Source organism: Photobacterium sp. (genome assembly GCF_057456235.1).
In genome coordinates this window covers 109,398-132,306 of the sequence record NZ_JBVCPH010000005.1, presented here as the reverse complement: position 1 = coordinate 132,306, position 22,909 = coordinate 109,398, and the positions used below count along the sequence as shown (strand labels likewise).

The 22,909-nt window shown below is 43.6% G+C and carries 20 protein-coding genes and 1 tRNA gene; 9 read left to right on the top strand and 12 right to left on the bottom strand.

The genetic code is table 11. The annotated features are described in order from the left end of the window. Window positions 1-109 precede the first annotated feature (109 nt). From AC2204_RS07560 to AC2204_RS07550, 3 genes are all read left to right on the top strand, one after another. The gene (locus AC2204_RS07560) at window positions 110-295 is read left to right on the top strand and encodes a hypothetical protein (protein WP_318924908.1); all 186 of its coding nucleotides are present in this window, start codon (window positions 110-112) and stop codon (window positions 293-295) included. A gap of 275 nt (window positions 296-570) precedes the next feature. Further along, window positions 571-645, top strand: a tRNA-Gly gene (locus AC2204_RS07555). Window positions 646-904: 259 nt separating this feature from the next. Next, on the top strand, window positions 905-1,354 hold the full coding sequence (locus AC2204_RS07550; RefSeq protein ID WP_318924907.1) for a dCMP deaminase family protein: 450 nt from the start codon (window positions 905-907) through the stop codon (window positions 1,352-1,354). Window positions 1,355-1,490: 136 nt separating this feature from the next. On the opposite strand, the gene AC2204_RS07545 is transcribed toward AC2204_RS07550, so the two are convergent. Together AC2204_RS07545 and AC2204_RS07540 are read right to left on the bottom strand one after the other, a co-directional pair. Further along, a complete protein-coding gene (locus AC2204_RS07545) occupies window positions 1,491-2,060 on the bottom strand; it encodes a YceI family protein (protein ID WP_318924906.1) in 570 nt (189 codons plus the stop codon). A gap of 2 nt (window positions 2,061-2,062) precedes the next feature. Continuing rightward, complete coding sequence (locus tag AC2204_RS07540; RefSeq protein WP_318924905.1) at window positions 2,063-2,599, bottom strand: cytochrome b; 537 nt, start codon at window positions 2,597-2,599, stop codon at window positions 2,063-2,065. 326 nt (window positions 2,600-2,925) lie between these two features. Here AC2204_RS07540 and AC2204_RS07535 point away from each other — a divergent pair, with 326 nt between their 5' ends. After that, window positions 2,926-4,356: an NAD-dependent succinate-semialdehyde dehydrogenase gene (locus tag AC2204_RS07535; RefSeq protein ID WP_318924904.1), complete on the top strand. Its 1,431-nt coding sequence runs from the start codon at window positions 2,926-2,928 to the stop codon at window positions 4,354-4,356. A 129-nt stretch (window positions 4,357-4,485) separates the two neighbouring features. On the opposite strand, the gene AC2204_RS07530 is transcribed toward AC2204_RS07535, so the two are convergent. Continuing rightward, window positions 4,486-5,262, bottom strand: a complete 777-nt coding sequence (locus AC2204_RS07530) for an HAD family hydrolase (RefSeq protein WP_318924903.1) — start codon at window positions 5,260-5,262, stop codon at window positions 4,486-4,488. A gap of 405 nt (window positions 5,263-5,667) precedes the next feature. On the opposite strand from AC2204_RS07530, the gene AC2204_RS07525 reads away from it, so the two are divergent. Continuing rightward, complete coding sequence (locus tag AC2204_RS07525) at window positions 5,668-6,384, top strand: EAL domain-containing protein (RefSeq protein WP_318924902.1); 717 nt, start codon at window positions 5,668-5,670, stop codon at window positions 6,382-6,384. 42 nt (window positions 6,385-6,426) lie between these two features. On the opposite strand, the gene AC2204_RS07520 is transcribed toward AC2204_RS07525, so the two are convergent. Both AC2204_RS07520 and AC2204_RS07515 read right to left on the bottom strand, forming a co-directional pair. After that, window positions 6,427-7,812 carry a class II fumarate hydratase gene (locus AC2204_RS07520; RefSeq protein ID WP_318924901.1) on the bottom strand — a complete coding sequence of 462 codons (1,386 nt, stop codon included), beginning with the start codon at window positions 7,810-7,812 and terminating at the stop codon, window positions 6,427-6,429. Window positions 7,813-7,859: 47 nt separating this feature from the next. Further along, the gene (locus tag AC2204_RS07515; protein ID WP_318924900.1) at window positions 7,860-8,999 is read right to left on the bottom strand and encodes an amidohydrolase; all 1,140 of its coding nucleotides are present in this window, start codon (window positions 8,997-8,999) and stop codon (window positions 7,860-7,862) included. 170 nt (window positions 9,000-9,169) lie between these two features. Here AC2204_RS07515 and AC2204_RS07510 point away from each other — a divergent pair, with 170 nt between their 5' ends. Beyond that, window positions 9,170-9,451 (top strand): PepSY domain-containing protein, encoded by a 282-nt coding sequence (locus tag AC2204_RS07510; RefSeq protein WP_318924899.1) that lies wholly within the window; start codon window positions 9,170-9,172, stop codon window positions 9,449-9,451. Here AC2204_RS07510 and AC2204_RS07505 read toward each other — a convergent pair. Then, window positions 9,448-10,887 (bottom strand): alpha-amylase family glycosyl hydrolase, encoded by a 1,440-nt coding sequence (locus tag AC2204_RS07505; RefSeq protein ID WP_318924898.1) that lies wholly within the window; start codon window positions 10,885-10,887, stop codon window positions 9,448-9,450. The two genes, AC2204_RS07510 and AC2204_RS07505, sit on opposite strands and share 4 nt — an antisense overlap. A 392-nt stretch (window positions 10,888-11,279) precedes the next feature. On the opposite strand from AC2204_RS07505, the gene glgC reads away from it, so the two are divergent. Both glgC and glgA read left to right on the top strand, forming a co-directional pair. Then, on the top strand, window positions 11,280-12,497 hold the full coding sequence (gene glgC, locus AC2204_RS07500; RefSeq protein ID WP_318924897.1) for a glucose-1-phosphate adenylyltransferase: 1,218 nt from the start codon (window positions 11,280-11,282) through the stop codon (window positions 12,495-12,497). Between the two features lie 10 nt (window positions 12,498-12,507). Then, entirely contained in the window at window positions 12,508-14,013 is a 1,506-nt protein-coding gene (glgA, locus tag AC2204_RS07495) for a glycogen synthase GlgA (protein ID WP_413466687.1), read from the top strand. Between the two features lie 54 nt (window positions 14,014-14,067). Here glgA and glgX read toward each other — a convergent pair whose 3' ends face one another. The 6 genes from glgX to malK all read right to left on the bottom strand — a co-directional run bounded on the left by glgX (window position 14,068) and on the right by malK (window position 21,078). Further along, window positions 14,068-15,993 carry a glycogen debranching protein GlgX gene (gene glgX / locus AC2204_RS07490; protein ID WP_318924895.1) on the bottom strand — a complete coding sequence of 642 codons (1,926 nt, stop codon included), beginning with the start codon at window positions 15,991-15,993 and terminating at the stop codon, window positions 14,068-14,070. A 64-nt stretch (window positions 15,994-16,057) separates the two neighbouring features. After that, on the bottom strand, window positions 16,058-16,888 hold the full coding sequence (locus tag AC2204_RS07485; RefSeq protein ID WP_318924894.1) for a MalM family protein: 831 nt from the start codon (window positions 16,886-16,888) through the stop codon (window positions 16,058-16,060). A 116-nt stretch (window positions 16,889-17,004) separates the two neighbouring features. Then, entirely contained in the window at window positions 17,005-18,201 is a 1,197-nt protein-coding gene (locus AC2204_RS07480; protein ID WP_318925033.1) for a maltoporin, read from the bottom strand. An 802-nt stretch (window positions 18,202-19,003) separates the two neighbouring features. Continuing rightward, window positions 19,004-19,366, bottom strand: a complete 363-nt coding sequence (locus tag AC2204_RS07475) for a hypothetical protein (RefSeq protein WP_318924893.1) — start codon at window positions 19,364-19,366, stop codon at window positions 19,004-19,006. Between the two features lie 132 nt (window positions 19,367-19,498). Then, window positions 19,499-19,681, bottom strand: coding sequence for a hypothetical protein (locus tag AC2204_RS07470; RefSeq protein ID WP_318924892.1), 183 nt, complete (start codon window positions 19,679-19,681; stop codon window positions 19,499-19,501). Between the two features lie 287 nt (window positions 19,682-19,968). Continuing rightward, window positions 19,969-21,078: a maltose/maltodextrin ABC transporter ATP-binding protein MalK gene (malK, locus tag AC2204_RS07465; protein ID WP_318924891.1), complete on the bottom strand. Its 1,110-nt coding sequence runs from the start codon at window positions 21,076-21,078 to the stop codon at window positions 19,969-19,971. Between the two features lie 626 nt (window positions 21,079-21,704). Here malK and malE point away from each other — a divergent pair. After that, on the top strand, window positions 21,705-22,886 hold the full coding sequence (gene malE / locus AC2204_RS07460) for a maltose/maltodextrin ABC transporter substrate-binding protein MalE (RefSeq protein ID WP_318924890.1): 1,182 nt from the start codon (window positions 21,705-21,707) through the stop codon (window positions 22,884-22,886). Window positions 22,887-22,909: the final 23 nt, after the last annotated feature.

Sequence of the window (22,909 nt, the reverse complement as noted above, 5' to 3'; positions counted from 1 at the left end):
AGTATGCATTTCTGTTAATCGCATGAGGTAGTTGCAAGGCAGGAAAAGTTGACCAGTCACCGCTATAGTTAAGGGGTAGTGGTGAGTTGTTCAGAAAAGGTGGATGGATATGGAATTGCGAAATAAAGCAGGAGAAATCGCCAAACTGGCTGATAATCTCACATTAAAAGAGATTGTAGATATGGGATTTTCAGTGGACATTTGTGATGAAAGTTATGACGCCAATGAACATTGGACAGTCAACAAGCATAAATCGGATAATCAGCAGAACACCCACCAAAGTGAAGATAGCTAGGCTTTCTTAGTATGTGGATTTTGTTGTGTTCAGCGCTATTTAGAGGAAAAAGCCGACCAAGTCGGCTTTTTGAATAAAAAGCAAAACGACACAGAATATGATTTTACAGTTGTGAGTGTTAAGTGTGCGGGTTGATCGTTAACCGTTCAGTCGGATGATCTTTTTGTGCGTAATGTCACACTTTAAAAATGAGCACTTTATTTCAATGAGTTATCTGCCATCATAACGTCAGTTCGATGCAAAACACCTCTCTGGTTATAAAAATCAGTATCTATGCGGGCATCGTATAATGGCTATTACTCCAGCCTTCCAAGCTGATAATGCGGGTTCGATTCCCGCTGCCCGCTCCAGCTTTTATAAGACTCCATATTATCATGTTGAATTAAAGCGCTTAAGAGCGTTTTTGTTGTTTTTAACGTTTGTAAAAAATCGACCAGACCCTTCCGAACTGCTGTTTGTTGATCATCATGAACCAAAATTTCAGCCTTACTCTCAACGGACAGAAGCAATTCCCATAAGTCACTGTTTATACTTATGCCCTCTTTATGGACATGAGAAAAGATGGTAAATTTTACCAAATAACGAATATCGATTAATAAAGGTAAAAATATGATTTCTAAGTGGGCAGTGCGCTTTTCTCAAATGGCCGAATTGGTAGGTTCCTGGAGTAAAGATCCATCAACACAAGTGGGTGCTGTGATCACGAAAGGCAACCGTATCGTTTCGGTTGGATTCAATGGTTATCCGCATGGTATTTCAGATAGCGCTGATACGGATGATCGCGAGATGAAACTGCTAAAAACCCTTCATGCGGAAGAGAATGCGATCTTGTTTGCCAAGCGTGACTTGGCGGGCTGTGAGCTCTGGGTAACGCATTTCCCTTGTCCTAACTGTGCGGCCAAAATCATTCAAACCGAGATTTCGACGGTACACTGCCCTGAGCAGGGACAAGATTTTCTTTCTCGTTGGGGTGATAAGATCAAGGTCAGCCAAGACATGTTCACTCAGGCTGGCGTTACTGTTAATTGGTTGCCGCTTGAAGAGCTGTCAAAACAGTAAATACGACTTCATTTAGTCTTATGTCTTTATTGAATGTTGTTTTTTGATCAGCCTGAAACAAGAATAATCAGTAATAAAAACCGGCATTCAGCCGGATTTTATTAGAGTTAATTGATGGAAATGCAAAAGAGCAAGGTTATTGGCGAATACCTTCAACATGAATTTCCAGATCAGCATAGCTCGCAGGGCCCATAACCTGAATACCGAAGTCTTTCAGTTCGATGCGAGTTGTGCCGGTAAAACCTGCACGGTAGCCACCCCAAGGATCATTACCTTCACCGATGAACTGGGCATCAATAGTGATGGGTTTGGTTTGACCATGAAGTGTCAGTTCACCATTGATAGCCATTTCACCGTTGCCCTTTGGCGTGACGCTGGTACTGGTAAAGGTTGCTGTCGAGTATTTCTGAACGTTAAGGAAGTCATCGCTGCGTACGTGTTTGTCACGCTCTGCATGGTTGGTGTCGAAGCTGCTGGTATCAACATTCACCTTTACCTTAGAATCAGAGATGTTCATTGGATCATAGCTGAATTCACCATCAAAAGTATTGAAGCGTCCTTTGATCCAGCTATAACCCAAGTGATTGACTTTCAGGTTAATAGAAGCGTGAGCACCTTGAGTATCAATCGCATAGTCTGCAGCTGATGAAACGGATGGAACCGAAATCGCAGTTAGAAAGCCTAGCGCTAATAGGTGTTTATTCATGTTTACTTTACTCCCAACATTTTTTTCAATGTATTGTCTTTGTTTATAAAGTGATGCTTTAAAGCAGCAAGTGCATGTACAGCAGCCAGTCCGATAAGACTGAATGCTAGGTAATAATGAATTTCTCCGGCAATATCTGACTGGTTTGGGAACAGCTCTCCCAGAGCTGGGATCGAGAACCAGTTGAATACCGCGATTTCACGTCCGTCAGCGGTAGAGATCAGGTAGCCTGAGATAAAGAGTCCAAAGAGCAAGAGGTAAATCACACCGTGAGCCAGTTTCGCTCCCAAGATCTCCCAACTGGCACCTTCAATAGGTGGGTGTCCTTTTAAGTACTTCCAGCTCAGGCGGAAGAGAGTCGCAAAAGCCAGACACAAGCCAACCGACTTATGCCAGTGCGGTACGGGTTTGTACCACTGTGAATAGTAGTTGAGGTCAACCATCCATAACCCAACAGCAAACAAGCCGATAATCACAATGGCTGATAGCCAGTGGATAGTGATAGACAGCCAGTCGTAATTATTTGGTGTGTTTTTCATTGCTAACGTTATGTCTTATCAATCCAGAATAATAAACATTTTAGTTTAAATTCTGGCAGATAAAACCGGGAGAAGCCGAACAAGTTCATCAAATAATTTGAATGAACATATAGCCACATAGCCACACTACCTCAAGATACGAGATTCAGAGCTTCCTCTGGGAACTCAATTCGAATGAAATGTATGTAGGAATGACATTTCCTTTCAAACACATTTTGTGAAGAAATGATTTTAGCTCCAGGTTACTTTTATTTGATCGGGTAATTTTTTATCCCTAATATTACATCATTTATAATGAACTTTATTTAAAAGTAAAAGGCTAAGCCATGCATGAGATTATGAATAAATCATTGGTATCTTTTTTCTGTAAACCATCAGATACCTCCTTAGAAATCTCTAATCCGGCAACAGGTGAAGTGATCGGTCATATTCCGACACAGTCTGAATCTGAAATTATATCAGCGATTGAAAAATCTCATACTGCGCAACGAAGATGGGCGAAAACGACCGCGAAAGAGAAAGCGAAGGTTCTCCTGCGTTGGTATAAACTGGTGATGGAAAATCAAGCCGATTTAGCGAGTATTATGACTCAGGAGCAGGGTAAGCCGTTGGCTGAATCCGCTGGTGAAGTTGCCTACGGTGCATCCTTTATTGAATGGTTTGCAGAAGAAGGCAAGCGTACATATGGCGATGTGATACCAGCCCCGGCAAGTGACCGTCGTGTGGTTACTATCAAGCAACCTATCGGGGTAGCCGCGGCCATTACGCCATGGAATTTCCCTCTTGCAATGATCACCCGAAAAGCGGCTCCGGCACTGGCTGCAGGGTGTAGCTTTATTGTTAAACCTGCCAACCAAACTCCGTTATCTGCTTATGCGCTGGCCGAATTGGCTGAACAAGCAGGGTTACCCGATGGTTTGCTGCAAGTTGTGGTCAATCACTCATCAAAAATGGTTGGTGATGAATTTTGTCGTAATCCGTTGATTCGAAAGCTCTCGTTTACCGGTTCTACTGCCGTAGGCCGACAGTTGATGATGCAGTGTGCCGATACAGTGAAGCGGACCTCAATGGAGCTCGGTGGCAATGCGCCGTTTATTGTCTTTGACAATGCCGATGTTGATAAAGCCGTACAAGGTGCAATAGCCTCGAAGTTCCGTAATGCAGGGCAGACCTGTGTTTGTGCGAATCGTTTTTACATTCATGACGCAGTGTATGATGAATTTGTAGAAAAATTCGTTGCTGGGGTAAAGGTACTTAAAATTGGCAATGGATTAGATACCGGCGTTAACATTGGTCCGATCATTGACCAGGATGCCAAGAATAACATCAACGACTTGATCCAACGCACGGTTGATCAAGGTGCCAAAATTGCTGTTGGCGGTACGCCGTTAGATGGCCTTTTCATCGATCCGACGGTATTGATAGATGTCTGCCAGGATATGGACATTGTCCAACAGGAAATTTTTGGTCCTGTGGCACCGCTGATCCGCTTTAGTCATGATGAGGAGCTGATCGCTATGGCCAACGATACTATTTATGGTCTGGCATCATATTTCTATAGTAAAGATATCAATCGTATATGGACTGTGGCTGAAGCATTGGAATTCGGTATGGTTGGTATTAACGAGGGCATTATCTCAACCGAGGTCGCACCTTTCGGCGGAGTGAAGCAGTCTGGCATCGGACGTGAAGGGGGTAAGCAGGGAATTGATGAATATATGGCCGTGAAATACCTCTGCTTTGGAAACATTAATTAACTATATAACATACCCATGAAACCTAAATAGCCATCATGGTTGAAATTTCAAGTGGTTTGGCATATACCAAACCACTTTTTTTATCAGGCTGATGGAAGAGTTGATTTTTCAAGACCCGACAATCAGATGTTATCGCAATATATTGTTTTCGTGACGCCAATCCATGATGGTCCATTCATGCATTTGTGCATGCAGGGCAAGAGCCGGATCAGGATTTACCGCAAAAGGGCGGTCAACAGCGTCTAGCATTGGAAGATCATTGATCGAATCGCTGTATCCATAGATCCCCTTAAATTGTGTGTTATGTGCTTTCATCCATGCCTTCATTTTTATCACTTTTCCATTTTTATCACTTAACGTGCCTTTGGTGCTGCCAGTGAAAATACCATTGATAGTTTCAAGTTCAGTGGCAATAACGTGTTTGATATCTAACATCGTCGCGATCGGTTTAACTAAATGTTCACTGGCTGCCGAGATGATTAAAACTACATCCCCCCGTTTTTTATGCCATGCAATTCTAGCCAGAGCATCGGGATATAATGCAGGCTTAATATCTTGTTCAATGAATTCTACTACAAGCGTGTTGATCGCAGTTGTATCACGTCCGGCAAGAGGGGTAAGCGTGGCTTGCATGCAAGTATTCATATCCGATGGGCCTTTTACATCCCCTTTTATCAGATATTGTTCTTTTTCACGTAAAGTCGCAGGAACAAGACCTTTTTGAACAAGAAATGCATTCCATAAGCTGGCTGAATCTGCGGCGATTAATGTTTCGTCTAAATCAAAAATCGCTAAATAGGGTTGATTGTTCATCATAGGGCTATCAAATATCAAACTACTTTTCCTTGACGTATCGGTTTGTTTTTCTCTTTTGGTTACCGCTAGATTAAGCATGGAGTATGACATTTATTTTTCACTTTCATGTATTTTTGGCGTCAGAGATGGGTCAGCGGTGTTTATGGACGATAGCAATATGCGGTGAACGAACTTACCTATTGGGCCTGGATAAACGTCTAATTAATTCAGAATGTCGCAATTATGAAACACCCGATCTTAAAAAAAAGCGTTACTATAGCAACGTTATCGAGTCTTCCATCTGAATTCATACACTTTTTCGATAAAACACGGACCTAAACTAATATTTATTGCGATAACAAATATTAGTTATGATGTTAAATGTTGCGTACTTAAACTGATACATGATTAAAGAGTAACTTTGTGGGAAAAATACTAAGAGCAATAAGTGAGCTGGAGCAACATTTAATCTTATCAGATGACGATAGTTATAGTGTTGTTTATGACAGGTATGTCATGAAAAGCGCTTTTCAGCCGATTGTATCTTTGTCGGGCAAGTTATTTGGCTATGAGGCATTATTGCGGGTATTTGACGAGTCGGGAGATCAATTACTGACTGAGCCCTTTTTCACCTCAGAGCTTCTGACTGAGCGTGATCGAATAAATATCGATCGGCTTGCAAAAGTGATTCATTTACGTAATTTTTCTCGTTTCTCTTCTGGTGAGCGCTTATTTCTTAACATGAGCCCAGCAGCAGTGATTGATGCCGATACGCATATTCTGACCAAAAATACGTTGATCCCTCGTGTCATAGATTTAGGTTTATCTATAGATCAAATTTATTTTGAATTATTAGAGCACTCTTGTTCCAATGATGTCCGGTTAGTGCAATCCCTGCAAACTATGCGTCAACAGGGATTACGAATTGCCATTGATGATTACGGAGTCGGTGCCTCATCTGAATTACGCGTTCGTGAGGTAAAACCGGAGATTATTAAAATGGATAAAAGTCTGTTAGCTGAATACATCAATGGCGATCCGGGTAAATTGCTTAAGGCGATGGCATTGGCCAGAGAAATCGATGCAAGAGTATTGCTTGAAGGCGTTGAAGACCACGGTTGTTATCTAGCGGCTAAAGCGCTCGGTGTCGATTATATGCAAGGCTATTACATTGGTCGTCCTGAACTGGTGCAATGTTTGTCTATTGAGCCAGAGCGGGCTTATACCGATTAATGAATTGTACACTCCCGCCTTAAACCGGCGGGAGCGTAAAGTCTAGTGAGCAATGCCCCCCTGAGTCAGGTTTTCAGGAGCGAGCAATGCTTCGAGCTCGGCCCTGCTTAACTCCGTTTCTTCCTCTGCGACATCAATAATCGCACGTTGCTCGCTGTATGCTTTCTTCGCAATTTTTGCCGCTTCGAGATAGCCAATAACAGGGTTCAGCGCCGTGACAAGAATGGGGTTCTTGGCAAGTGCCCGCTGCAGATTGTCTTCACGTACGGTGAAACTGCTGATAGCTTTATCTGCCAGAACAACTGATACACTTGCCAGTAACTCAATGCTCTGAATTAAGTTGTGCGCAATGACCGGTAACATAACATTCAGCTGAAAGTTGCCTGATTGGCCAGCAATAGTGATCGTTGCGTCGTTACCAATAACTTGTGCGGCGACCATAGCCGCAGCTTCAGGGATCACCGGGTTCACTTTGCCGGGCATAATTGATGAACCGGGTTGCAATGCCTCCAGTTCAATTTCACCTAAACCGGCAAGAGGGCCGGAGTTCATCCAACGTAAATCATTGGTAATTTTCATGAACGCCACCGCCGCCGTTTTCAGCTGACCAGACAGGGCAACGATGGCATCTTGACTGCCGAGGTTATAAAAGAAGTTGTCGCTGGGGCCAAAGGGGATTTCGGTGGATATTGAAATGTTGTTGACAAAGATAGCGGAAAATTCAGGCTCGGCGTTAATACCAGTCCCGACTGCGGTTCCACCTTGTGCCAGTGCACAGGCATTATCTAAAGCGTAAATAATGCCTGCTTGTGCTTTTTCGAGCTGAGTTTTCCAACCTTGCAGTTCTTGACCTAGGGTCACAGGCATGGCATCCATTAAATGGGTGCGACCGGTTTTAGTAATATGGCCAACCTCGTCTGTTTTAGCGTCTAATACCTCAATGAGGTGGGCTAAAGCAGGGAATAGCTTGAAATGACAGGCTAGGGCAGCACTCACTTGAATTGCGGTAGGAATAACATCGTTACTGCTTTGCCCCATATTTACGTGATCATTGGGGCTGATGATCTGACCTGATTTCTTTGAGGCCAGAGTTGCAATGACTTCATTGGCATTCATGTTGGAACTGGTGCCTGAGCCGGTTTGGAAAATATCAATGGGGAATTGTTCTATATGATTTCCATCAATAATTTCCTGGCAGCTGTAGATAATCGCATGGGCTATATGGTGATCTAATAATTTCAACTCCAGGTTACTGCGAGCCGCTGCTTGCTTAATATAGGCCAGTGCTTTGATAAATTGTTCGGGCATGGTCATGCCGCTGATTGGGAAGTTATCAACGGCACGTTGTGTCTGGGCTTGGTAGAGTGCATCTTCTGGCACACGGACTTCGCCCATACTGTCTTTTTCAATCCGGTAATGTGAAGACATGATGTCGTTCCTTATCGTCAAGAGGTGCGCTGTAGCGAGTTTGGGTATTAGTCATGAAGCTGCTTGATTAGCGTTAAAAACAGCCTCGATGCTCGTCCAATGAGCGCATCAGGAAAGTCATAATCCGGGTTATGCAGCTCGGGGTGATCGACACCACTGCCTAAACAAAATAGTGCGCCAGGAGCTTGCCGCAAGAATTCCCCCATATCTTCTGACCATCGCATCGGTTCTGCTGGTGTGATAACGGGGTAGTTTAAGCTATTTGCTGTTTTTATCACTATATCGGTAGCGATGGGATCATTCACTGTTGCACTGAAAGGTTCGATCCAATCAATGTTCATTCCTAATTGATAGCTTTCAGCTTGTTTTTGCGCAAAATCCTGCAGGCTTTGTTTCATGTATTCTAAGGCGTAGTTGTTGTCACTGCGGATCGTTGCCATAACATCAGCACGGCCCGGCGCAGTACCAAAGCCCTCATTACCGACCTTTACATGCACAAGGGTGACTAGGCTGAACACATCTTCAAATGCTTCCGGCATCTGGTGGAGATAATCCATGATCCTCGCAACAGCAGGGGCCGGACTTCTGCCTTTTTCGGGTTTTGCCGCATGCGATGTTTTACCGAACAGCGTGATTTTCACGCCGATCGATGCACAGGCGAAAACACCGCTTTTGATAACGACAGAGCCTAACGGATGGCCCGGAAGGTTATGGTAGGCAAAAACATAATCGGGTCGCAAATCCTGGATTCGAGGGTCTTTCAACATCATTTTCGCCCCCTGCCCAATTTCTTCGGCTGGCTGGAATAACAGAATAACTCGGCCAGATGCTGGCGGGTGCTGGCTCAGTCGATTAGCAACGGCAAGCAGGGTGACTGTGTGACCATCATGACCACAGGCATGCATACAGCCATGATGACGAGAGGCGTGATCATGTTGGGCTTTTTCACTAATCGGCAAGGCGTCAAAATCAGCACGAAGCAGGGTAATTGGTCCTGGATTCTCACTTTTGATTTCAACTAAAATGCCGTGGCCGCCTATATTTGTTTTAGGTGTTAATCCGAATTTAAGGAGTTGGTCCGTAATTTCAGAGGCGGTTTTCTGTTCGTTGAGTGATAGTTCAGGGTAACGGTGGAGATGATGCCTGAAGCGTATTGGATCGAAATGAGTATCTCTATTCGCAGTCATATCATTGTTCAGTCGTCATTCGATTGCTTCACTTTACTCGGCCCACGTAGATTATTATGTGATCGATTTCACGATGATGTGTTATATCAATTGGCATATTCATCTGGCTTATCTGGAGAATTAGCAGCTCAGAGACCGAGATGATGCCATAAACGTGTTTGAGAAGTCGTATGAAAGTATTAAGGGCTAGTATGCGGTTTATTATATTGGTGAGTTTGATGGCGATAGCGCCAGTAGTGGCTGATCCTGTAGATTCTGCAGACGCACTGGTGTTGACTGTGCCCGAGGCAATGAAATTATTGCAGAGTGAAGGCTACTATGATTTTAGAAAAATCAAAGTGGAACGCGATGAATATGAAGTTGAAATCGAAGCCCGTAATAAAAGTGGCCAAAAAGTGGGGCTGGTAATGGACCTTTATACGGGCAAAGTTCTGGATGCTGAACTCGACTAAGTATCGCTATTGATCAGCATTGCACATGATTTCGCGGGTATTTTCAGGCTCTGCTTATCTCCCTTATTGTTACCATAATAAGGCGTCCCCTGAGCGTGAGAAACAGGCTGAATGAGCAGCACGTTTTGCATGCCAACTAAGTCACTATAGTTCCCTTCGGGCAAGTCAATGCTCACTTGCTGACTGCCTTTGTTGATCACCACCAGTCCTTTTGGGCCACGCGTAAATACCAGAAGATCATCACTGTGCTGGACAATTTCCATGGGTAGACCGTGCATTCGGTTATGAAAGTGAATCATATTGACCAGTATCGGATCACGCCAGCTATTATACCAGCGAGGCTGACCCGCTTTGTTTTTTATCCCGCTGGTATCAAGATCGGTGTAGATCAATGGCACGCCGCCATCCCGGCCCATGATATAACAATAAGCCAGACGTTCATCTTCTTCTGACATGACCTGATCAAGAAAGACATCGTTGTTCGGGATATCATGGGTGATGGCAAAGGTAATTGCTCTGTGGTTAGCGAGGGCATAACCAACTGAATATGGGTTAATAAGGGTTGCCATCGATGCATTGTGATTGAATACATCAGATACGGTGTGGAATAGCGGAAAATCATAGGCACCTAACTGGGTGTTTGCCAGGTAAGGCTTAAGAAAAAGTTCATACTCCTCCTTTGTGGCGCCGCCATCGGTAATGATCTCGCCAAAGATGTGCACACCTTCACTGATATCATCATCCCAGATTTGCCGAATGTGTTCTAATGTCATGTGTTTGGCGGCATCGATTCTGAAGCCTTTTATGCCTAATTGTTTTAATGCTGTGAGGTAAGACTTTTGTTGTTTAATTACATTTTTATTTGATTTTAATGTTGGCAGACCAGCATCTTTGACCCCACTACTGATTCGTCCGTGTTGAACTTGCCATGGATCTTTCCAGTTTTTAATAGGAAATGCGTTTACAAAATCACATTCCGTAAAAAGAGGCTGTGATAAATCGCCAAATATCTTGATAGATTCAAAATATTCTTCGCTATCGCTGTATTCCGAAAGTGTTTTTTTACATGGGTAATTCAGATCTTGTCTTTGTGCCGATTCGTTTGCCATGTGATTGAAGACAATATCTGCATAAGTATGTATCTCATGCCTTTTTAATGCATTCACCATTAATTTAAAATCAGTTGTATTACCCAATTGATTATCAATCACACGATAGTCTTGCGGCTGATATCGCTGCCACCATGGTGTGCCGTTGTCTGACCGGTATGATTTACAGGGAGGTGATACCAGAACGGCTTTGTAGCCTGCATCTGCTATAGCTTTAACGTTCTTTGTTACTTTGTTATATGGCCAGTCGAAGGCATGCAAGATAACATTAGTTGCATGTGAAGGCGCAGTGCCAGGTGAGTGTTTTGCTGTTAATAATGAAGCCATGCTTTTACTACCACGCTTTTTAAACTAATAGTCAACTGAATAAATAATATTCTGATTACCATCATTTGAACTCATCTCACCACCGATTTTATTGGTATGAGATCTGGGGGAGTAGCCTTGCTTAGCTGATATTTTCTAGCCTATATCAGAAAATCAATTTTTTATAATATTTTGTCCGTATGTATGCCGACTGATTTGCCTATAGTTACATCCTCAGTTACATCAGCGATCTCATTCCTTTGAAAACCAGCCACGAGAGTTTCATGTTCTGCTCTGAAAATTATCAAATTTCGTAATTACTCATCAGCATGCATTGCAATTCAATTCTCATTTGGTATGGCGATGTGGTATATATGTGTCTGAGTGCTTAAGTATCAACAAGGAGTGACACCATGGCTGGCGTTTTAGGAATGATTTTAGCAGGCGGTGAGGGCTCTCGTTTGCGCCCTTTAACAGATACACGGACCAAGCCTGCGGTTCCATTTGGTGGTAGTTACCGCCTGATTGACTTTGCTTTGAACAATTTTGTAAATGCTGATTTTCTAAAAATTTATGTTCTTACTCAGTTCAAATCTCAGTCTTTGTATGTCCATATGAAAAAAGGCTGGAATATTTCAGGTATTACCGACCGTTTTATTGATCCTGTTCCTGCTCAGATGCGCATGGGTAAGCGTTGGTATGACGGTACCGCCGATGCCATTTATCAGAACATTCGTTTCATTGAACTGGCGGAACCTGACCAAGTCTGCGTCTTTGGAAGTGATCACATCTATAAAATGGATGTGAAGCAGATGCTTGATTTCCATAAGGAAAAAGATGCGGAGCTAACGGTTTCAGCATTGCGTATGCCATTGAGTGAAGCCAGCGCATTCGGTGTTATTGAAGTGGATGAAAAAGGCTGCATGGTGGGTTTTGAAGAAAAACCGACCCAACCAAAATCCATTCCTGGCGATCCTGATCACGCATTGGTTTCAATGGGTAACTACATTTTTGAAGCGGATACATTATGTTCAGAATTGGAAGAAGATGCAATTAATGAAACGTCTAGTCACGACTTTGGCAAAGACATCATTCCTAAGCTTTTCCCGCAGGGTAAAGTGTTTGTTTATGATTTTAATACCAACATTATTCCGGGCGAGAAAAATAAAGGATACTGGCGCGATGTAGGTACGATTGAAGCGTACTGGCAAGCCCATATGGATCTGCTTTCAGCTGATGCTCAGTTCTCATTGTATAACCGTCAATGGCCGTTACATACGCATTACCCACCGCTACCACCTGCGACTATTTTAGATAGTGATGACTGCAAAGTAGATATTAATAACTGTATGATTTCAGCGGGGAGTTATATTCGAGGTGCGCAAATACATAAATCAGTCCTTGGTTTCCGTACCAATGTTGATTATTGCAGCATGATTTCTGAATCGGTTATTTTGGGTGATGTGAAGATTGGTTCAAATTGTTCAATTCGTCGTACGATCATCGATAAAGGCGCACAGATTGCCCCCGGTACAGTGATTGGTGAAAATCTTGAAGAAGACAGAAAGAAATATCACGTATCTGATGACGGTATTGTCGTGATCCCTAAAGGAGCAAAAATTGGCTTCTAACAAGAATGCGGTGTTAACAGTACCGCTTAAGATTTTATTTGTAGCCTCTGAGGTCGACGGTTTAGTGAAAACCGGCGGTCTTGCCGATGTAGTCAAGTCTTTGCCTGCTGCTTTAAGAGAAATGGGACATGATGTTCGAATTGTCATGCCATTTTATAAGACCGTAACTGGTCGTGATCATGCCGTTTCGCTACTGACCACTGAGCTATATGTTGAACCACAACCTGTTGCTGTCGGTTATAAGATCATGCAGCTAGCAAGTGGTGATGTGCCGGTTTATGCACTTGATGCTCCGCAGTATTTTGACCGTTCTGAGCTGTATGCTGAAAATAACCAAGCCTATGCTGATAATGGCGAGCGCTTTGCTTTCTTGAGCGCTGCCTCTTTGGATATGTGTGAAAAAGTCGATTTCCAGCCTGACTTTATTCACTGTAATGACTGGCATACCGGATTGGTGCCTTTTTTGCTCAAAACCCGTTATGCTCAGAGTGCATTTTTCGCACAAACGAAAAGTGTCATTACTATTCATAATGCGGTATTCAAAGGTGTTTTCAATTACGATCAGTACAGTTTGATCCCTGAGTTGATCCAACACCGTTACATCAATGCTGAAGTCGATCCCTCTCATATCAGTATGCTAAAAGCGGGTGTTGCTTATGCGGATAAAGTGAATGCAGTTAGCCCTACTTATGCGTCAGAATTACTGTCTTACTTAGGTGCTCAAGGTATGGAATCTGACTTCCAGAGCAGGTCCGGTGATCTCTATGGCATCGTGAATGGTTGTGATTATGGTGATTGGAACCCTGAAACTGACCCCTACATAAAGCAAAACTTTAAAGCAAATAAGGTCAGCCTGGCTCGCGGTAAAAAAGCGTGTAAGCGTGATTTACAGCAACAGGTTAATTTGCCTGTCGTTGATTTGCCGCTTTACGGTATGGTTTGTCGGCTGACAGAGCAGAAAGGTATTCATTACCTGATCCCTATCTTGAGCGATTTCCTCGTCAACGATGTTCAGATTGTGCTTGTCGGAACCGGTGACCCCAAGCTTGCCAGTGCACTGCGAGAAATCAGTGAAGCACATAAAGAGAAGTTTGCGTTTGTTGAAACCTACAGTAATCCGCTAGCGCATTGCGTTGAAGCCGCAGCTGACTTCTTTATGATGCCTTCAGAGTTTGAGCCTTGTGGTTTAAATCAGATGTACAGCTTAGCTTATGGTACGTTACCGATTGTACGAGCGGTGGGAGGATTGAAAGATACTGTTATCGATTATGATCAGACTCCGCAAGTGGCGACGGGCTTTACTTTTGAGCAGCCTACGCCAGAAGCACTGCTGATCAAGCTGCAGAGAAGTCTGTTACTTTATTGTCAGCAGCCTAAAGAGTTTAAGCGATTGCAGTTAAATGCGATGGCATGCAAATTTAGCTGGAAAGACTCGGCTGAACAATATCTGGCAATGTACTTAGGCTGTAGACAGACACTGGCGGCTGAAGTACTGCGTTCAGAAACCTGCGTTTGATTTGACTTTATTGTTGGATATTCTAAAGCCCTCTCTCGAGGGCTTTTTCGGCAATTAATCTCGACGAAGGATCGTCATTGATTTTGCGGACTGCATATAGGTGGTTTGTACTTCACGACGTGGAATCTTATGTTCCGAGGTGTCACTAATTATGGTCCAGGCACTGCCGGCTGGCAGTTTGAAACGTGTCGGTATTTTGGTCGGGTTGACCAAATATAGAAGCTCAGCTTGATCTTTGTATAAACCGAGGTGAAGAGCGATAGCTGCATGATTATGCCAGTCATTCATTTGGAGAATATGGCCATCAGACTGCATCCAGTTAATGCGGTGGTGACCGCGGTTTTCACCAGAAAAGGCGCGGATGAATGGTGGCATATATTGATGACGAGCTTTGAGTATTCCGCTTAACCAAGCTGTAAATTCAGCTTTTTCGGGGCTGAAGTCCCAATTAGCCCAGCTGATCGAGGTGTCCTGACAATAGGCATTGTTATTTCCCTGCTGACTATGAGAAAAACTATCAACCGCTAAAATATGGGGGATACCAAAGCTGAACAGCAAAGTCATCATCATATTTTTCTTCTGCTTTTTACGCAGTTCTATGATGCTTGCATTTACCGTTTGTCCTTCAACGCCATGATTGAATGATCGGTTATCACCATGCCCGTCTCTGTTATTTTCCTTGTTGTCGGTATTGTGTTTCTCGTTATAAGAAACGAGGTCTTGAAGAGTGAACCCATCGTGATAGCAGATATAGTTAACACATAGTTTGTCCGGCCATTTTGCAGCACTGAACAGGTCTCGCGACCCCATTAAACGTGTCGCAAATTCACTAAGGTGAGCAGTATGATTCCAGAAGCTGCGAATGGTGTCTCGGTATTTATCGTTACACTCATTCCAGCCCAAAGGAAAGGCTCCTAGCTGGTAACCGTTAGGACCAATGTCCCATGGTTCGGCGATGAGTTTTACCGTTTGCAGTATGGGATCTTGCTGTATTACTTGGAAGAAACCTGAATGGCGATCGAAATTATCACCACGGCGGCCTAATGTTGCTGCCAAATCAAATCGAAATCCATCAATGTGGAATTCCTTGACCCAGTAGCGCAATGAATCCATTACCGTTCTCAGTGCGGGTGGATAGCTTAGATCGACTGTGTTGCCACATCCGGAGTGATTTTCAAACTCTTCTTTATCATTCTTCAAATAGGTTTTGGGGGCAATCAACTTAAAGTTATGGGCCGGGCCGTCTTTACCGCTTTCAGCTGTATGGTTATAAACTACATCAAGGACAACTTCGATATCATGCTCGTGCAGGGTTTTGACCATCGTTTTTAATTCGGCTACGGGGTCATTGAGTGCGAATTTTCCATCGGGGGCAAACCAGCATAGTGGATTATAGCCCCAGTAGTTGGTGAGATTTTTGTCGGCTAAATGGGCTTCATCGAAACTGGTCGTAATAGGCATTAGTTGTAGAGTAGTCACCCCCAAATGTTTAAAGTGTTCGATGACTGCTGGCTGGCATAAACCTAAAAATTTACCTCTCAATGCTTGGGGAATACCCGGGTGCTGCTGCGTAAATCCTTTTACATGAAGCTCATATAAAACTGCTTTTTCTCGTTCAATGCAGGGATGAGCACTTTGCCCCCAATCGAACTCGTGATTATGTATAACAGCGGCGGGAACAGAGGCTATTTCTGGATTAGCCGTTAATGTTTTTGCGTATGGGTCAAGGATCCACTGAATTCGCTGCGAATTAATAATACAGTAGGCATAACGCGCTCCCGGTTGAACTCCCGAAAGGAAAAGAGTGTAAATGTTATTATCATTTTTATTTAGGGGAAGATAAGTCGGGCTTGCATCTTGAGCGAATAAAACAAGATGTAAACCATTTCCCTGAGGTGCGTGGATTGCAAAATTGCAGCCATCGAGTGACAGAGTTGCACCCAGCGGGAAGGGGGTACCTGTTTTTTGTTGCCAGTCCATGGAATCCTCTGATACGACTAAAGGCTGCATAGGCAGCCTTTTAAAATTTTTCAAATAGTTTAGCTTACTTTTTGGCTTCTACCGCTTTAATGAATGTCTCTTTGGCATCTTTGATACCAAGAAGTTCAGCTTCATCAAGCAGTTTCATCGCCTTACTTATATCACCATTATTTACTGCAGTCTGAATAGAATTCAAGTAATAACCTTGGGTTTCTACCGTTGTTGGTGCTTGATCGACCACAGGTTTGCTAAAGCTGACTGCCGCATTGTCAATTTGCGGTGATGAAACGTGTAAGTAAAAACTGCCATATGGGCTATGTTGAGCGATTGGATTCGGGATTTCTGGTGGCACAGTATGTCGGGCGATGGCAAAAGCTTTTGCCGGGTGAAGAAGTTCGGTTGACTGCTGAAGATCACCCGGTTTCGTGAGGATAAGAATACGAACTTCCTTATCTGTGATTTGCGGGATAAAAGTAAAGTTACCTTCCAGCATGTCGTCATCCAGCATTGAAGCGGGCTTATAGACAAACAAACTAGTATCAAACTGTTCAATGATTTCATTATTCTCATTTAAAATAACGACAGTAGGCGCATATATGGTGCTGTTAGCAAAACTTTTTAACTGTATTGTGATTGCGCCTCGATTGGCCGGAACACTGAACGCTGCAACAGGCCCGGCACTTAACGTCGACTGCAAAGCCTGGCTTTGTGCATTGAGTTTAAATATGACACTGGATGGTATAGACAGAGGCTTCCATTCTATAGAAGAGAAAGAAGATGCAGCTTGAACCTCACCCGTCGCTTGGTTTGTCGGGCTGGTATCTATGTTTTCTGCTGTAGACACGCAACCTGTAAGCAGGGCTGCAGATAGACAGAGGGGAAGCAATTTATTCATTATTATTCACCTATATTTTGGCTGTATTTGGCCTAAAAGTTTGTAATCAATTAAACCAAATACAGCCAGTCTCATCGAGACTGGCTGTCGTGGATTTTATTTGTTAGCCGATGGGATTACCACCATGCTTCAGCTTGGATACCTACGCTGTATTCAGTGTCGTTACCAGCACCAAACGCATTGTCGTCTTCGTGATCCATCAAGTAGCTTGCGTATACACGGATTTCAGGACGAGCCCAGAAGCTTGAACCAGCAGACCATGCTTGAGCAACAGTCAGCTTGCTACCAGATTTGTCTACATTGTTGTCTTCTTCGATGAAGTGGCCACCTTCGAAGATAGTGCGCATTGTATCATTCCACTTATACATCGGGCGAACAACTGCATTCAGGATTGTGTGGTCATCACGGCTGTCGTAGCTAGTGCTTGCGTATACTACTTGGTGACCGATTTCCCAGCTCTCTGAAGGTGCGACAACACCCCAGTTGATGATACGGAAGCCATCAACACCATCATCAGATGTAGCGTTGAAATAGTGGCCAGCACCCAAGCTTGCCATTTGCTCACCGAAGCCATCTGTACCGTACTGAAGTACCGTTTTGTTGAAGCCAGTAGACAAACCCTGAGTCATTTCAGCCGTCAGCATAACACCATCGTTGAATGTTTTGCCTTCCTTCTGCGCGTCAGTTTCATTGGTCATCGCGTAGTTTAGACCAAGCTCTAGGCTTGCATCGCTCCACAGACCCAGGCCTGCATAACGTACGTCAAAGTTGTTGACGTTCACGTCGCCAGCATCATCTCGTAACCATGCTACAGATAGCTTACCTGCACCCGCTGAAAGGTTTTCGATACCAGCACCATTACCAGAAGTATCCCAGTAGTAGAAGTCAGAAATATGAATGTCGTGACGCTGGTAGTAACGCTTACCGGCCCAAATTGTTGCGTCTGTATCACTTGCAATCAGACCTTTAGCCTGAACATTGAACTGACGCAGAGCAATGGCTTCTAAATCGCCACCAAGGCCTTCCCAGTCATTTGAACCATTAGTTGATACAGCCAGCATGGAGTCAACATAGAAAGTTTTACCATCTTGGTTGTAAACTTCTTTGCCGAGGCCAATTTCACCGTAGACATCATTTTCATTACCTAAACGACCCACTTTAGCCTTTTCATAAGCTAAATCAGCACCGTTTTCACCACTCATACCAACACCAGCACGCATGTAGCCGTGGAAATCAACGTCGCTGGCAGCCATTGAAGACGCTGACATCAGGGCAGCAGAAACTGCCGCTGCGGTAAGACAGATTTTGTTCAATTTCATTGGTGTAACTCCTTGATGGAACAATATGTTTTTTGTTATTTCCGTACTTTTTTATTTGTGGCTGGTGAGGCAGTGGTTCCACCAACCAGTGGAAATTCTTTGTAAAAAAAGAGGCGGGAGGTCTTATTGCTCAAAAGCGTGGCTTCCCGCCATGACCGGTTATTGGTCTAATTCTCAAATCACATGAGTTAAGAGTGAACTCGGCAGTAAAACTCTCTCGATGTTTACTTGATGGGTTTATTCTGCTCCTCTCCCTATGACCCAACATCCTCCTCAGGAATTGATTGGTAAGGAGGAGTAGGGGGGAGGAGTGTGTAGATCACGTTTTGTACAAACGTAAGTGAAAATGATGACCGTCAGCCATGTTTTTGGGTTATTGATCACGTATTTACGTCTTTAGTGAAAATTCAACGGGCGCATATATGACCTTCATCACATATATTTACCCGATAAAAGGGGATGAGCCTTGCGAAATCAGAAGGACTGTGGGGTGTAAGCGACTATTTTTGTGATTTAAGTCGATTATTTTGATGGTCAATGGAACTTTAAAAACAAGATCTTGATCATATTTAAAATTCGCTTACGCAGTATGAGCATAATGACAGAACCGATGCTCATATCCCCAGAGCACTTCAAAATGCAGAGATCCGCAAGGACTCAGTGGCGACTAGCGAAGGTGCCATGATGAACGAATAGAACTTGTTTTTTGAATAGGGCTAACGTAGTACCAAAGCCTCTGAAACTAGCCCAACGTATGATATTGAGAAATATGGGCTGGTATTCAGCCCATATCACATTATTTTCTGGAGTGGCCGTAATTTAAATAACCAGGCTCGTAAATTCCTTGATTGTTGTAATGCCCAATGTCAGAAAGCTGCTCTAACTCTGTTTTTTTGTCAGCAGGTTTTCGCTCGGGTGCACGGTAATTTACGTAGCTGGGCTCGTAATGACCGGACGCATTCTTATAACCAATCTCGTACAGGTTGGAGCCTTGGTTTGGCGTTGAACTGCGCTCTCTAGCATGCTGATAACTTACGTAGCCGGGTTCATAAAGCCCATTGGCGTCTTGTCGGCCAATGTCTTTCAAATCGGCAAAGACAGGAAGACTGATAAGCAGACTGCTACCTAACAATGGAAGCAGTATTAGTTTGATCTTCATAACAAGTATCCTTGTTGGGGGTATCCAGTTATGAAGACCGAGAATCAACGAATAACTTTCAATTTTAGTTGACCATTTCGGGGGGGAAGGGGGGGATAAAGAGTGTCTTTATCCCCCTCCGACAGGCTGGTGCTACTCATCATCAATGAAAGTGCGCCCTTCTAGAGAGTAGGGTTCTTTTTCATCGAAAAGATTTTTCTGTCCCAGGGTCTTTTTAAGTTCATTTTCAAGTGATTTAGCCTCCAGGTAATTCCCTTCTTCATAAGCCAGTGCAATGCGCTCTTCGATATCTTCGATCCTATCTCTGAAGTTCATTTGAGGTGCCTCCAGCAAAGGTGTGGATAGATAAAAGTGAGTATATGTTCGTGTAAACGTCCATAACTATTTTACTGACATCAGATGATGCCTATTTAAAGCTTAAGATAAATTGGCGGTATTGGTAGTTTGTTATGAGTGATTCGCTATGCTTTTGATTTGCAAAAAGCCTTTTAAGGTATTTGGGGGAATATCAATCGGGATGTGTATTTTGAGAAAGCAGAAAAAGCACTACGCGAAATATCGCATAGCGCTTTCATCCGGGGGATTAACGGTTCAGGCGTGTGTTATACGCCTTGTTCCTTAAATAAGCGACGACATGCTGTGCCATCACTGTGGAACAGGTGGCAACGATGGGCTGGAATGCCAATGTCGAATTTCTGACCCGCTTCCACGTCAAGTGTATCTGACTGGCGATAGATGAAATCTGCATCAACATGATCAAGGTTCAGGTAAACTTGGGTTTCATGTCCCAGTTTTTCTACCACCAGAATAGTACCGTCGATACAAGCATCACCATCGTCACAAGGTACCAGATGTTCAGGACGAATACCCAGAGACATACGATCTCCTTTATTCACGGTAGAACCATCGACGGGGATCCAGAATGCTTGGCCGTTTGCAAGCTGAACCATTACGCGTTCGTTTTCAACTTGTTCAATAGAGACACTCATGAAGTTCATTTTTGGCGAGCCGATAAAGCCGGCCACAAAACGGTTTTGAGGGTAGTGGTATAGCTCTAAAGGTTTACCAACCTGAGAAACATAACCGCCGTCCAATACAACAATCTTATTGGCCATAGTCATGGCTTCAATTTGATCGTGAGTTACGTAAATCATCGTCGCACCAAGCTGCTTATGCAGTTTAGCAAGTTCAATTCGCATCTGAACCCGTAACGCAGCATCAAGATTCGACAGTGGTTCATCAAGCAGGAAAACCTCAGGCTGTGATACAAGCGTACGACCGATTGCTACACGTTGTCGCTGACCACCGGACAATGCTTTAGGTTTACGTTCAAGTAAGTGACCAAGCTGAAGAATATCTGAGACACGATCAACACGCTTTTTAATTTCCCCTTTGTCTGCCTTGGCTAGCTTCATACCGAAAGACATATTGTCAAACAGGTTAAGGTGCGGGTACAGAGCATAAGATTGGAAAACCATACCCACACCGCGTTCAGATGGGGCAACCTCGTTCATACGCTGATCACCAATATAGAGGTCACCAGAAGTAATATCTTCCAAGCCAGCAATACAGCGAAGGAGTGTTGATTTACCACAGCCAGATGGCCCAACAAATACAACAAATTCCCCGTCAGCGATATCGAGATCAACATTCTTGGAAATCAGGTTATCTCCATACGCTTTACACACGTTTCGTAAAGTGACACTCGCCATCGAGCCTATTCCTCTAGTTTGTTGTTAGCAGCAAGCACAATAGTATTCATCCATTAGCTTGCTGGTAAAGAATTTCTTGGTGTAGTGAAGAAAAAAACGGGTAGCTTGTATTTCATTAAACAATTGAAAAGGCAGCTACCCTACCAAAAGCTGCTTTATTTACTTCCCCAAGAAATAAAGCGGCATCAATGATTCCGGTTAAAACGAGAATCCTGCGGTGCAAAAATTTAGCGATGCAAAACAGTTAAAAGCTTCTTCATCTACCCAAATGTGTATGTATACATCTTTACCTAGTCTTAGTAAGTAAGCATCATCCTTATTGTGAATTAAAAAGGGGGGATATAGGGGGAGGAGTGTTTAGATCACACTTTGAGATACCGTTAGCTGAAGAGAGAGATTAATCAAAGTACCATGTGCGCCCCATCACATAAACGTGTTGTTTTTTGAGCTTCGTCACAGATGATATCGATGGAGATCACGCTTTTAATTATTTGGTTCCGGGGGCGTAGTTAGTGGGATGATGTCACCTGACACTAACTTAAGGATGATAAGTATGAAATTGCGTTGTCGTGAGCTATAGAATCTGATGATGACGAAACAATAACAATCATGAAGGATGTTAAAAAATGAAGAAAGTCCTCAGCACAGTCGCACTTTGTACCCTTGCTGCACTTAGTTCTGTCAATGCACATGCTGCGATTGAAGAAGGTCAATTAACCATTTGGATTAACGGTGACAAAGGGTATAACGGTCTTGCCGAAGTCGGTAAGAAGTTTGAGGCTGATACTGGTATCAAGGTAACGGTTTCTCACCCTGATTCACTGGAAGAGAAATTCCCTCAGTTAGCTTCTACAGGCGACGGCCCTGATATTGTTTTCTGGGCACATGACCGTTTTGGTGGATATGCACAAGCAGGACTTCTTGCTGAAGTTAAGCCATCAGCAGAATTCAAAGCTAAGTTTGCTGATTTCACATGGGATGCGGTTTCTTACGAAGGTAAGTACGTTGGTTACCCGGTTGCCGTAGAAGCATTGTCTCTAATCTACAACAAAGATTTAGTGGCTAACCCACCTAAAAACTGGGAAGACATTGCTGCGCTTGACAAGAAGCTGCAGAAAGACGGCAAACGCGCCATCATGTGGAACCTACAAGAACCGTTCTTTACATGGCCTGTTCTAGCTGCCGATGGTGGTTATGCATTCAAATACACGGCTAATGGCTATGACGCGAAAGACGTTGGTGTTAACAATGACGGCGCTAAGCGTGCGATGAAATTTGTTAAGAACCTTGTTGATACCGGTGTGATTTCAGCAGATGTTGATTACTCTGTTGCTGAGTCTGGCTTCAATAAAGGTGAAGTCGCAATGACAATCAATGGTCCATGGTCATGGGGTAACATTGATAAAGCGGGTATAAATTATGGTGTAACGCTGCTACCTAAACTAAATGGTAATCCATCTAAGCCTTTCGTTGGTGTACTAACTGCGGGTATCAGCACGGCGTCACCTAACCAGGATCTGGCGGTAGAGTTTATGGAGAACTATCTGTTGACCAACGAAGGTCTTCGTCAGGTGAACAATGACACACCACTAGGTGCGGTTGCATTGAACTCATTCCAGACAGAACTAAGCTCAGATTCACGTATTGGCGCAACAATGGACAATGCGATGAATGGTGAGATCATGCCAAATATTCCTCAAATGTCAGCATTTTGGTATGCAGAAAAAGCGGCAATCGGTAACGTTGTAACAGACCGCCAATCAGTAGATGACGCGCTGAATACTGTTGCGGAACGTATGACTAAGTAACGCAGTTGAACCTAAAGGGGGGA